The sequence below is a fragment of the Lentzea sp. NPDC092896 genome, from assembly GCF_044754905.1.
GTDB lineage: Bacteria > Actinomycetota > Actinomycetes > Mycobacteriales > Pseudonocardiaceae > Lentzea.
Genome location: NZ_JBIVPX010000002.1, coordinates 250,743 through 263,603, shown reverse-complemented (window position 1 = coordinate 263,603; position 12,861 = coordinate 250,743). Strand labels below are relative to the sequence as shown.

Annotated in this window: 9 protein-coding genes; 2 read left to right on the top strand and 7 right to left on the bottom strand. The window is 69.2% G+C overall.

Annotated features, from left to right (window positions below):
• Positions 1–67 precede the first annotated feature (67 nt).
• Together ACIQF0_RS12655 and ACIQF0_RS12650 are read left to right on the top strand one after the other, a co-directional pair.
• A complete protein-coding gene (locus tag ACIQF0_RS12655; protein ID WP_401028379.1) occupies positions 68–1,390 on the top strand; it encodes a PHB depolymerase family esterase in 1,323 nt (440 codons plus the stop codon).
• A 23-nt stretch (positions 1,391–1,413) separates the two neighbouring features.
• Positions 1,414–2,706 carry a cellulose binding domain-containing protein gene (locus ACIQF0_RS12650; RefSeq protein ID WP_401028376.1) on the top strand — a complete coding sequence of 431 codons (1,293 nt, stop codon included), beginning with the start codon at positions 1,414–1,416 and terminating at the stop codon, positions 2,704–2,706.
• A 65-nt stretch (positions 2,707–2,771) separates the two neighbouring features.
• Here the strand turns inward: ACIQF0_RS12650 and mmuM are convergent, their stop codons facing one another.
• The 7 genes from mmuM to ACIQF0_RS12615 form a co-directional block, all read right to left on the bottom strand.
• Positions 2,772–3,617 (bottom strand): homocysteine S-methyltransferase, encoded by an 846-nt coding sequence (gene mmuM / locus ACIQF0_RS12645; protein ID WP_401029929.1) that lies wholly within the window; start codon positions 3,615–3,617, stop codon positions 2,772–2,774.
• Between the two features lie 358 nt (positions 3,618–3,975).
• Positions 3,976–4,998, bottom strand: a complete 1,023-nt coding sequence (locus ACIQF0_RS12640) for a LacI family DNA-binding transcriptional regulator (RefSeq protein WP_360035406.1) — start codon at positions 4,996–4,998, stop codon at positions 3,976–3,978.
• Between the two features lie 235 nt (positions 4,999–5,233).
• Entirely contained in the window at positions 5,234–6,979 is a 1,746-nt protein-coding gene (locus ACIQF0_RS12635; RefSeq protein ID WP_401028373.1) for a glycoside hydrolase family 6 protein, read from the bottom strand.
• 20 nt (positions 6,980–6,999) lie between these two features.
• Complete coding sequence (locus tag ACIQF0_RS12630) at positions 7,000–7,452, bottom strand: hypothetical protein (RefSeq protein ID WP_401028371.1); 453 nt, start codon at positions 7,450–7,452, stop codon at positions 7,000–7,002.
• Entirely contained in the window at positions 7,452–8,717 is a 1,266-nt protein-coding gene (locus ACIQF0_RS12625) for a lytic polysaccharide monooxygenase (RefSeq protein WP_360035414.1), read from the bottom strand. The genes ACIQF0_RS12630 and ACIQF0_RS12625 overlap by 1 nt, the downstream gene beginning before the upstream one ends.
• An 11-nt stretch (positions 8,718–8,728) precedes the next feature.
• Entirely contained in the window at positions 8,729–11,605 is a 2,877-nt protein-coding gene (locus ACIQF0_RS12620; RefSeq protein WP_401028367.1) for a glycoside hydrolase family 48 protein, read from the bottom strand.
• A gap of 244 nt (positions 11,606–11,849) precedes the next feature.
• The gene (locus ACIQF0_RS12615; RefSeq protein WP_401028364.1) at positions 11,850–12,761 is read right to left on the bottom strand and encodes a polysaccharide lyase family 1 protein; all 912 of its coding nucleotides are present in this window, start codon (positions 12,759–12,761) and stop codon (positions 11,850–11,852) included.
• Positions 12,762–12,861 lie beyond the last annotated feature (100 nt).

Sequence of the window (12,861 nt, the reverse complement as noted above, 5' to 3'; positions counted from 1 at the left end):
CGGACAGGCTCCCGCGGATCGGACGAGACGTCCTCCGCGGGAGCCCGCCTGCCCTCGGGAGACCTCGATGACCTTGACCCGGAAGCTTTGGAGCAGCACCGCTGCCATCATCGCGGCCGCGGCTCTGCTGGCCGCCGCCGTCGCGCTCTCGCTCGTGCCCCAGCCGGCGAGCGCCGCCTCACTCGTGCGCGTCACGAACTTCGGCGCCAACCCGACCAACCTGAACATGTACGTCTACGCGCCCGACGCGGTCGCGGCTCGCCCCGCACTCCTCGTGATGATCCACTACTGCACCGGTTCCGCGAGCGCGGTGCACAACGGTGGTGGACGCGACTTCGTCTCCGCCGCCGACCGCAACGGCTACGTGATCGTCTACCCGGAAGCGACGAGGGACGGTCACTGCTTCGACGTCTCCACGCAGAACGCGTTGCGCCGCAACGGAGGCAGCGACTCCACCGGCATCATGTCGATGGTGTCGTACGCACGCCAGCGCTACAACGTGGACCCGGATCGCATCGTCGTCGCGGGCATCTCGTCCGGCGCGATGATGACCAACGTGCTCGCCGCCGAGTACCCCGACGTGTTCAGCGCCGGCTCGGCGTTCGCCGGCGTCCCCGCGGGCTGCTTCGCGACGACCGACGGATCGATGTGGAACAGCCAGTGCTCGGGCGGAACCCTCCTGAAGACCCCGCAGCAGTGGGGCGACCAGGCCAGGGCGATGTACCCCGGCTACACCGGTCGCTACCCGCGAATGCAGCTGTGGCACGGCACCAACGACACCACGCTGGCGTACCCGAACTTCGGTGAGGCGCTCGACCAGTGGACGAACCTGCACGGGGTGAGCAGGACACCGGTGTCCACCGACCAGCCCCAGTCGAACTGGACCCGCACCCGTTACGGCGCCACCGGCACGGCGGCCGTCGTCGAGGGGATCAGCGCCCAGGGCACCGGGCACGACGTGCCGACCGCGGGAATGGTCGGGTACGCCATCACGTTCCTGGGCCTCGATCGCCCGCCCACCAGCACGACCACCACCACGACGACGACCACCACGACCACTCCGCCGCCGTCCCAGGGCTGTTCGGTCAAGGCGTCGGTCAACGCCTGGAACACCGGCCTGACCGAGACGATCACCATCACCAACACGTCCCCGACGGCCGTGAACGGCTGGAAGCTGCAGTTCACGCTTCCCGGCGGGCAGACCATCACGGGCGGCTGGAGCGCCACCTACTCCCCGACCACTGGCCAGGTGACCGCGACGAACGTCAACTACAACGGGCAGATCGCGCCCTCCGCCCAGGTGTCGATCGGCTTCCAGGCCACGCACACGGGCAACAGCGCCGCCGCGAGCGGCTTCACGCTCAACGGAGTGCCTTGCGGCGCGGCCTGAACGCGACGACCGGAGGAACGACGATGTTCCATCAACACAGGTCCGTGACAGCGGCGGCCATCGCGAGTGCCGTGGTCCTGCTGGGCGCGGCCGGCATCGCCCTCGGCGGTCCGGCCGCCGGCGAGACCGGCGCGACGGCCGCGACGGCCGGATGCGGCAAGGCACCGACGCTGACCAGCGGCCAGCACACCATCAGCAGCGGCGGCCAGAACCGTTCCTACATCCTGCGGTTGCCTCCCAACTACGACAACAACCGCCAGTACCGGCTGTTCGTGGGCTTCCACTGGCTGGGCGGCACCGCGAACGACGTCGATTCCGGCGGCGGTGACGGCTACAACTGGTCCTACTACGGGCTGCGAAGGCTCGCCGACGCCGCGAACAACGGCACGATCTTCGTCGCCCCGCAGGGCAACAACAACGGCTGGGCGAACCCCGGCGGCCAGGACCTCAGGTTCGTCGACGACCTCGTCGGACTGCTCGACTCGGGGCTGTGCATCGACACGACCCAGCGCTTCGCCGGTGGCTTCAGCTACGGCGGAGCCATGTCCTACGCGGTGGCCTGTGCTCGCGCCACCGTGTTCCGCGCCGTGGTCGCCTACTCCGGCGCGCAGCTCAGCGGCTGCGACGGCGGCACCCAGCCCATCGGGTACCTGGGCATCCACGGCATCAGCGACACGGTCCTGGGCATCGGACAAGGCCGCGCGCTGCGGGACACGTTCGTGCGCAACAACGGCTGCACAGCGCAGAACCCGCGCGAACCGAGCGCGGGCAGCCGGACGCACGTCGTCACCGCCTACAGCGGTTGCCGGGCGGGCTACCCCGTGGTGTGGGCGGCGTTCGACGGCGGGCACACACCCGGCCCGATCGACTCGGGCGGCGACGGCTGGCGCACCTGGACCTCCGGCGAGGCCTGGACGTTCATCACCCAGTTCACCGGCGGCGGGCCCACGACCACCACGACGACGACAACAACGACCACCACTTCGCCGCCCGGCGGCACGGCCTGCCGGGTGAGCACCGTCGTCAACGCCTGGAACACCGGCCTGACCGCGAACATCACCATCGCCAACACCGGTTCCGCGCCGGTCTCCGGGTGGGCGCTGGCCTTCACCCTGCCGGGCGGGCAGACGATCACCTCCGGGTGGAGCGCGACCTACTCACCCTCCTCAGGACAGGTGACGGCCAGAAACGTCTCCTACAACCCCGAAATAGCACCGAACTCGTCGATCACCATCGGCTTCCAGGCCACCCACACCGGCGACGCGGCGGCACCGGCGTCGTTCAGCCTCAACGGGAACGCCTGCGCAGTCGCCTGACCACCACCCCGCAGTAAGCGCGACGGCCTGCCGGCCGGACGGGGGCCGGCAGGCCGTTCGCCTGGTCACGGCCTCGTGGCAAGGCTCTCCGCCAGAACGGCGATCGCGTCCGGCCCGGTCCGGCAGCACCCGCCCACCATCCGCGCGCCGCCGTCGGCCCACTCCCCCGCCAGCGCGGCGAAGCCGGTCCCGTCGCCCGTCCAGGACCGCTCGCGCGCGTCCCACCGCTCCCCGCTGTTCGGGTAGACCACGACCGGCAGCCCGGTCACCTCGCGGGCCACGGCGACCGCGCCCGCCACGTCCTCCGGCGCGCAGCAGTTCACGCCGACGGCGATCACCTCGCCGACCCCCGCGACGACCGCGAACGCCTCCTCCAACGGCTGCCCGGCGCACGTCCGGTCACCGCGCACGCTGTAGGAGAGCCAGGCCGGCACGCCACTGCCGCGCACCACCTCCAGCACGGCCTCGGCCTCGTCGAGGTCCGGGATGGTCTCGATCGCGAGCACGTCCGGCCCGGCCGCGCACAGCTCCTCTACGCGCGGGCGGTGGAAGTCGGCCAGTTCCTGCCGGCTCAGCCCGTAACGGCCGCGGTACTCCGACCCGTCCGCCAGCACCGCCCCGTACGGCCCGACGGACGCCGCCACCCAGCGCGGTCCGTCCACATCGGACGCGGCGGAGCGGGCGAGCGCGACGCTGGACCGCAGCAGGCGCGCCGTCTCGCTCTCGCTGATCCCGCGCCGCGCGAAACCGGCGAAGCTGGCCTGGTAGCTCGCGGTGATCGCGACCTCGGCACCCGCCAGGAAGTAGGCGAGGTGCGCGGCGCGCACGGCGTCCGGATCGGTGAGCAGCAACCGCGCCGACCACAACGAGTCGGACAGGTCGTGCCCGGCGAGTTCCAGCGCCGTCGACATGCCGCCGTCGAGCACGACCACCCGCTGTGCCAAAGCCTCTGCCAGTTCCACCCGGTGAGCCTAAAGGGAGGAGGAGTGCGCGACGACCGCTCCGCCGTGAGTCGCGCACTCCTCCAGGACGATCCCAGGGCATGTCGTTCCACGCGCACCGAATGTCCACGCAGAACGACACCCGTCCCAACGACCGTCCGTCACACCGCCCGCGAGACGAAAGCGGACGAAGGCATCGACGAGGGAGGAGGAGTGCGCGATTACACAGATCGCGCACTCCTCCAGGGCGACCACCGGAAACATCCGCGTGTGCGCGCCGCAAGTCCACACGCGCGGACGCTGTCCCGGCGTCGCCGGTCCGAGCCGGTCAGGCCGTGCCGCGGTGCGCGGCCTGGTCCGGGGTGCTCGCCCGGCGGGACAGCCTGGGCGGCAACAACATCAGCGGTGGCGGCTGCTTGCCCTCCAGCTTGGCGACGAGCAGGTCGACGGCGTGCCTGCCGAGCTCCTCCGCCGGCAGGCGCACCGAGGTGAGCAGCGGTGAGGTCTGCTCGGCCAGCTCGTCCGGGCAGATCGCGACCACCGCCACGTCACCCGGTACCTGCCGGCCGGCCGCGCGCAGGCAGGTGGTGATCCAGCCGAGCGCCGCCTCGTTGTGCACGACGAGCGCCGTCATCGACGGGTGTGCGCGGATCAGGGCCTTGGTCGCCCTGAGCACCGAGTCGTGGTCGCCCTCGACGGCCAGTGCCGTCGCGGCGACTCCCCTGCGCATGGCGGCCGCGCTGAACCCGTTCATGGTGCGGTGGGCGAAGCCGGTGCTGCGCCGGTAGACGGCGCTCGGCGCGCCGAGGAAGCCGATGGAGCGGTGACCCAGGTCGGCGAGGTGGTCGACGCACTTCGCGCCGGCGGCCTCGAAGTCCAGGTCCACGCAGGTGAGTCCGCGCGCCGCCGCCGGATGTCCGATGAGGACGGACGGTTTGGACAGCTGCCGCAGCAGCGGCACGCGGTCGTCGTCCATCTCCACGTCCATCACGAGGAACCCGTCGACCTGGGCGCTGTTCGCGGCGCGGCGCAGGCCCGCCGCGCCGTCGTCCGCGGTCATGAGCAGCAGGTCCATGTCGTACCTGCGCGCTGTCGTCACCGCCGCCGTGACGAAGCGCATCACCGCGGGCAGGTGCGTGCCCGCCCGCAGCGGGAGCACCAGCCCGATCACGTTGGTCCGGCCCGCCGACATCGTGCGGTCGGAGGCGTGCGGCTGGTAGCCCAGCGCCCTGATGCTCTCGCGGACTCTCGACTTCGTGTCCGCGGAGATCGACCGCTTGCCCGTGAGGACGTAGGAGACCGTGCTCGGGGCTACCCCGGCGTGCCTTGCGACGTCCGCGATGGTGACCACACAGCCTCCTTTCGCGCTTGCGCTCAGTGAGCGTGTCGACACCATAGGGAGCACCTTCTGATGACATCAAGGGTTATGTGTGCGTTAACATTGCGCAATTCGGGTGGTCCAGACGAATTCAGCACTGTCTGGAAACTTGCCCGACAGAAAACGAGAGCAGGTAGGAAGAGCGCGCCCACACGGCGCGGCCCCGAACGACAGGGCCGGCCGCATGGGCACGTTCACATCCAGTTGCTCACAGCGCCGGGTAGGCGTTGCGCATGAGCTCCTGGAACTGGGCGGAGAACCAGTGCCCGGACAGCGGCGCGTTCCCGAGCGCGCCGGACAGGTTGTTGTTGTTCCGAGGGTTGCCGGTGTACGTGGGGTCGCACATCCGGTCGAAGCCCTTGCCCTCGTTGTTCGGGATGTCCTCGCTCGCGCCGTCGGACTCACCCGGCGGCTTGATCCACACGTACGCGTCGATGCCGGACGCGGGCGCCGCCTTCGGCCGTTCGCCGATGCCGGCCCCGGACTGGTTGCACCAGTTGCCGAGGTGGATGCGCCGGTCGAGCCTGCCGCCGTCGACGTAGGTGTCCACCGTCGTCTTCGGCCCAGGACCTGCCGGACGGGCCGCGCCGCCCCAGCCGTTGCGGCTGGTGTCGATCAGCATGCCGACGTTCGCGTCGAAGCCCGCCTGCACGGCCCGCTGCCGGAACGCCTGGGCGTAGGGCAGCTCACCGGTGTAGCGGTTCCAGTCCACCCACTTCGACTGACGCACCGACGTGCCGTTCACCGTCTCGTCGATCGAGAAGTTCGGCTCCGTCAGGATGCCGTAGTTGGCGGTGTTGGCGATGAAGCCCTGCACGTTGGCCTTCGTCGCGCCGGACGCGTTGGCGGCCTGGAAGAGCAGCTCGGCCGACGGGCCGAAGTTGTCGTCCCAGCCCAGCCAGCCGTGGTGCCCGATGTCCAGGTAGTTGTAGACGTTCGGGACCGCGCCCAGCTTCGCCAGCGCGTAGCCGACACCGGTGACGTAGTTGCCGTTCGCCTTCATGACGTCGCACTGCGGCGTCTGGGTGGGTCGCGGCGTCACGTTGGTGACCAGGTTCGGCAGGGAGTCGATCTCGACCACGGTCACGATGCGCAGGTTCGCGTACGCGGGCCTGGCGAGGATCGACGCGATCGGGTCGATGTACTCGGTCTTGTAGCGGTTGATCTCCGTGGCCCCGAGCTCGCCGTTGGAGGCCAGCGCCGCGCAGTCACGGCCGGGCAGGTTGTAGATCACGAGCTGGATGACGAGTGGTGAGCCCGCCGCCTGGCGCACCGCCTCGTCCAGGTGCGAGGCCAGCCCGCGGGCACCGGTGGTGCCGCTGATCGCGGCGATGCGGTCCATCCACACGCCGGTCGGCTGGTTCGCGATCCTGCTGCCGCCCGACTCCGCGCTCGCTTTGGCCGACCAGTCCGGGTTCACGTAGACCTTCGCGCCGGCGTACGGGTTGTCGACCTTGGTGCCGGGGTTCGGGTTGCCGCTCGTCGTCGTGGTGGTCGTCGTGGTGGTGGTCGTCGTAGTGGTCGTCGGCGCTCCGGTGCACACCGTGCCGTTCAGGGTGAACGTCGTCGGGTTCACGTCACCGCTGGCGGCGCCAGAGCCGTTGAAGCCGATGTCGATGGACGCGTTGGTGCCCAGGCTCCCGTTCCACGACATGCTCGTCGCCGTCACGTTGGCGCCCGACTGCGTCCAGTTCGCACTCCAGCCCTGCGCCACGCGCTGGCTGCCGGGCAACGCGAACTTCAGCGTCCAGCCGCCCGTCACGGCGTCGCCGAGATTGGTGATCTTCACCGCGGCACCGAAACCACCGCCACCCCAGGCATTCGCCGTGTAGTCGACACGGCAACCGGGTGCGGCGCCCGCGGGTGGTGCGGTCAGCGCCACCGCGATCGTCGCCGCGGTGGTGGCGACCACGACTCCCGCCGCGGCCCACCGCCTCTGTCCGTTGAGCTTCATTGCTCCGGATCTCCTGTCTGTCAATGGTGCTTGATCTCCATGAGCGAACACGCGGTGGGCGTGCACTCAAGTCTTTTCAGGCCGAGGTACTCCATGCCGATCGAGCCGGTGAGCGCGAACCCGTCCCCGAACGCGAGGTCCGGGTCGCCCCGGACCTCGCCGCTCGCGAGCGCGGCCAGCCAGGCCTGTTCGAGGCCCGGCCGCAGGATCAGCAGCCCCAGCCGTTCGTACGGCTGCTTGGCGCAGGTCCCCCACTCCGCGATGAACGGGGCGTAGACCTTCGACCGCACCGGACCTGCGAATCCGGTGAAGTCGTCGTCCCGCTTGACGCTCGCGCACTCGTCGGTCAGCTCGTGCAGCCACTCGGCGACGCCGTCGACGCCCCTGCTGAGGTCAGGGGTGGGTTCGGCGCGTCCTACGAGGAGGGCGAACGCGACCGAACCCACCACCAGGAGGGCGACCAGGGCCCTCATCACCGGATGGCGCACGCGGATCCGTTGAGCGTGAAGGACGTCGGATCAGCCGGTGTGGACGTCGTCGTGGCGTTGAACCCGAACGTGACCGAACCTCCGGCCGGGATGTCCGCGTTGTACGACACGCCCTTCGCGGTCGCCTGCCCGCTCGCGACGGTGACCGTCGACGACCAGGCCTGCGAGAGCTGTTGTCCCGAAGGGAAAGCCCACACGAGCTGCCACGCGCTGATCGCGCTGGTGCCGCTGTTCGACACCGTCACGTTCGCGGTGAATCCGCCGTTCCACGTGCTCGGCCGCGTGTACGCGACCGAACAGGAACCGGTGCTGCCACCACTCGATGTTCTGACCGCCACGGCCGACGACGCCGTTGACGCGTTGCCCGCCGAGTCCGTCGCGACCACCGTCAGCGAGTACTGGGTGTCCGCGGTCAGACCGGTGACGGTCACCGAGTTGGTCGCGGAGGTCGCGACCACCTGACTGCCGTTGTAGACCCGGTAGCCCGTCACGCCGATGTTGTCCGTCGACGCGCTCCAGTCCAGTTTCACCGAGCTGCTGGTGACGCTGGACGCGACAGGGGTGCCGGGTGCCGACGGCGCGGTGGTGTCGGGCGTGCCGGTGCCTCCGCCGAACACGACGTCCGAACAGCTGTAGAACGCCTCGGGGCTGTCCGAACGCTGCCAGAGCGAGTAGATGACGTGCCGGCCGGACTTGTTGGGCAGCCGGGCCTGCCAGGCGTACTCGCCGTTCGCCAGCGGCGGGTTCGTCACCGAGTTGAACGGCGTCGACTCGAGGTCGGACCACTTGAGCGGCTTCGTCACGTCGAAGCCGTCCTTGGTGACGTACTGCTCCCAGGTGCCGGGGTGCGGCGCCCATGCGTTGTACCGCAACGTGACCGTGCTGTTCGCCTGCACCTGCGTCGACGGCCAGTCGGAGCGGGTGAGGTTGTAGGCGGCGTACTTCGTGGTGGGACCGCACAGGTTGCCGTCGGGGATGATCTCCCGGTGGCGTCCGGCGGCGTTGCTGATCAGGTTGCCGAACCAGTCCCACAACGGTTGCTTCCCGCCCTGGGCCACCGCGGCGACGCACGCCGGGTTGGTGGGCTGGATGTCGCCGCCACCGCTGCCGGCGCGACCGTCCTCGTAGCAGAGGTAGGTACGGCTGCCTGGCCAGACCATCGACCCGTGCGCGACCGCCGTGCCGCCGGTCTGCACGAGAACCGCGCCGACCGCGACCGCGACTGTCAGGAGCGCTATGCGTTTCCTCATCTCGGGACTCCTCACCCGTAGATCTCGGCGTGCAGGGAGAACGCCGTGGCGATCTCGGCTTGCGCCCAGAATCGGTGATAGGTGAACGTCGGTGCCGGTCCACCGTCCAGATAGGACTGGACCTTCGGCCACTGCGGGTCGTTGCGGAACATCGACCGCATCGACAGGAACGACGAGCCCTGCCCGATCTGGTCACCGTTCGGCATCTTGCCGGTCCAGCCGCTCGGCACGTACGGCCCTTCGCGCGTGCTGGTGTTGTAGACGTCGTCGAACCGGTTGTAGTCCGTGCGGGTCTCCGGCACCGCGATGCCGAGGCTGTCCTGGTGCGACAGCAACGACGTCAGCAACGACTCACCCGTGGTCTTGGCCTGCGCGTTGCCTGACCTCGCCGCGTAGTTGAGCAGCACCTTGGCGAACGACGCGGTCACGCCGACGTCCTGGCTGTGGTTGAGCACGCGGACCCGCAGGTTCGCGTTCGAGCCGGGGTTGGTGGCGTTCCACGTGTCCGGGGCTCCCGACCACTCCAGGTCCGAGGGGATCTGGAAGTTCGTGCCGGTCGTGGTGTTCGCGATCGCCCACGGCACCCACTTGTCGAGGATCTTCTTGGCGCGCGCGTCCCCGGTCAGCCGGTACAGCGCCGCCGTGCGCTCGATCCCCCACACCTGGAAGCCGAACCACCGGTTGCTCGGCGGGTCGCGCCACACCGGGTGGGCGTCGTAGTACATGCCGTAGAACGTCGGCGTACCGGACGGAGGCGAGGCGTACTGCCCCTCCCAGCTGTTGGTGACGCCACCGGCCAGACCACCGTCGGCCGACTGCAGCCACTGCAGCATCTCGAGCTGCCGGCTCAGGCTCGTCGCCCAGTCCTGCTGTCCGGTGGCGGACAACGGCTTGAGCGCGGCCACGTTCGACAACGCGTACGCCGCCAACGGGTTCTGGTAGCCCTGGTGCGAGGCACCGTCACCGATGCGCCACGCCCAGCCCGCGGACGTGTCGGTCGCGCCGCCCCACGCGTAGTACCAGGACATCAGGTAGTGCGCGCTGTTCTTGCCCGTCGCGCCGGGGCACGACGAGGGGCTGGTGCAGTTGCCGATGCGCTTGAAGTACTTGTCGAACATGGCGTACCGCAGGTAGTCGCCCAACTTCGCGGACTTGCCGATCTCGGACGAGATGTCGCCGGCCTTGCCCTGCGCCGTCGCCCACTGCTGGGCGAGCAGCGCCACCTGCACCACGCGGGCGTCCGCGTCCGGTGCGTTGGTGTACTTCCACTGCTTGGCGTAGGAGGAGTCCTTGGTGAACAGGTCCAGGAAGCCGTTGGGGCCACCGTGCTTGAACGTGTCGCACGAGGGTTGCGGGATGGTCTCCCACACCGACTCCGACGAGCCGCGCTGGTAGGTGTTGATGTACGCGGGCGCCGTCGTGCCGTCGCCGCACTTGCCGAAGCCGTAGGTGTTGTCGACGTCGATCAGCCAGTGCATGCCGTAGACGTCCGAGTTGCCGTACGCGGACTTCAGCTCCGCCGCGATCGGGTCCTGGCCCACCGGAACGGTGCCGTCGAGCGTCGACGGGTAGGCGTCCATCCTCGGGTGCTCGGGCGCGTAGGTCGCCGGCTTCGACGGGTCGTACTTGTCGTTGGTCGGCTGGTCGGCCTTCGCGGGGATGATGAACTTCTCCATCGACGCGAACGCGGACTTGAACGGCGCCCAGTCACCGGTGACGCGGCCGTAGCTCGCTTCCAGCCACAGGTAGTAGCTGAACGCCTCGGACGTGGTCTGGTGACCGTGGTCCGGTGCCTCCACCATCAGCGTCTCGACCGAGTGGTACGGCACGAGCAGGTCGCCGAACTTGCGGAAGTAGCCGCTCGCCGGGTCCTTGATCTTGTTGTACTGGTCGAGGAACGCCTTGTTGAAGTCCGATGTGGACGGATCGATCTCGTTGACCGTGACGCTCGCCGGGCTGTACCCGGTGGCCGACGCGGTGAACGTCGCGGTCCCGAGCGAGCCGCCGTTGTTCGCCGACGTCACCGTCACCGTCTGCTTCGCGGTGCCGGAGAACGTGAGCGTCGTCGGGCTCGCGGTCAGGTCGGAGCTGCCGCTGCGGGCGATCGTGACCGTGACCGGCTGGCTCGGTGCCGTGGCCAGGGAGACGTCGAACGTCCCCGTCTGCCCCTGCTTGACCGAGACCGTGCTCGGCGAGGCCACCACCGCCGGTCCGGACAGGACCTTGACCGCGGCGGGTGCCGAGGTCGTGGTGGCGCCGCGGTTGTCCGTCGCCCGCGCGGTGATGCTGTGATCACCGGCCGGCGCCGACGTCCACGTGCCGGTGTACGGCGAACTGGTGTCGGTCGCGATCAGCGTGTCACCGGCGTAGAAGTCGACCTTGGCCACCGTTCCGTCGGTGTCCTGCGCGGTCGCCGCCAGCGGGATCTGCGCGGGCAGGGTGTAGCTGCTGCCGCTCGTCGGCGCCGTCAGTGCCACGGACGGTGCCTGGTTGGGGCCGGTGCAGGACACGCCGTTCACGGCGAAGTCCGTCGGTGGCCGGTTCGTCGAGCCCTTGCTGCCGTTGAAGCCCACCTGCGCGGTGCCGCCCGAGGGCAGACTCGGCGCCCAGGCCGGGTTGGTCACGCTCACCACCGCGCCGGTCTGCGTGAAGTTGCCGCTCCAGCCCTGCGTGACGCGCTGGCCGTCCGGGAACGTCCAGGTCAGGTTCCAGCCGTTGAGCGCCTCCCCGTCGTTGCGGATCGACACAGCCGCGCCGAATCCGGTGTTCCACTCGTTGGTGATCTGATAAGTGACGGTGCAGGCCACCGCGAGCGGTGCCGCGACGGCGGGAACGCCGCCGATCAACACCACCGCCGCAGCCACCAACGCCACTGTTCGTCGAGTCATGCCGCCGCCCTCTCGACAACTGGGAGCGCTCCCAGAGTTCACGGCACTGTAACGTGGACCACATCGGCCAACTGGCCGCCGGTGCAGTCGACGATCAGCCGAAGGGCACTGGGGTTTGGTCCTTGCGGAGCAACGGCAATTCGTCTGCCGGTTCCTCTTGCTGCTCCCTTCGAGTGGAATTCTGGGAGCGGTCCCAGACGAAGGGTGGGGGCGCCCACGCCACTTCGGGCGCCCCCTGGTCTCGTCAGCCGCGCCCGGCTCCCGCACCGGCCGTGACCACGCTCTTCACGCTGCTCGCGCCGTCCAGCGGGTACGAGTAGGGAATGCTCTTGACCGAGCCGCCCTGGTCGCCCGTTCCCGAGTTGACGAAGTGGTTGCTGCGCGCCACCAGCGAGCCACCGGGTGAACTGCCCTCACCGCGGTGGAACGGGTCCTCGGTGTTCTCGAAGTAGTTGCCTTCGACCAGGACCCCGGCCTCGACGGTCGACGCGACGCCGTAGTCGGTCACACCGCCGTAATAGTTGTTGTAGACGTGCACCGGGTTGCCGAACCGCACGCGCGGGTGGCGCTGTTGCGTCCCGGCGAACCAGTTGTGGTGGTAGGTCACCCGGAGCTTGCCGCGATCCTCCGAGCCGTTGTCGTCGCTGTGGCCCAGCAGCATCGTCTTGTTGTGACTGGTGAACTTGTTCCAGGACACCGTGACGTAGTCCGAGGCCCGCTTGACGTCGACCGCACCGTCGTAGCCGTTGGAGAAGGTGTTGTGGTCGATCCACACGCGGGTGGAGTACTGCACGTTGACCGCGTCGTCACCCCAGTTGGCGAAGTTGAGGTTGCGCACGATCACGTTCGAGGCGTTGGCGATGTTCAGGCCCTGCCCGGTGATCGTCGACGACGAGCCGACACCCTCGATGGTCTTGTTCGAGGCGACCTTCGTCATGCTCGACAGCGAGATGGTGCCGGAGACCCGGATCACCGCCGCGCTCGTCGACTTCGCGGCCGCGACGAACGCGGATGCCGTGGTGACCGTGACCGGCGAAGCGCTACCGCCACCGGTCGTGCCACCGCCCTGAGTGGCCCAGCCGACCAGCCCGAACGGGGCTGCCGCGGCCTGGGGAACTGCAACAGCGCCGGCGACCAGCGCTACTGCGGAAATCAATGCTGCACGCTTTGGAATCATTCCATGCCTTCCAATTGGTGAGCGGCGGTACAACTCACACAACCAGCGCGCGCCGCAGCGGTCAACCAATTCGAAGATA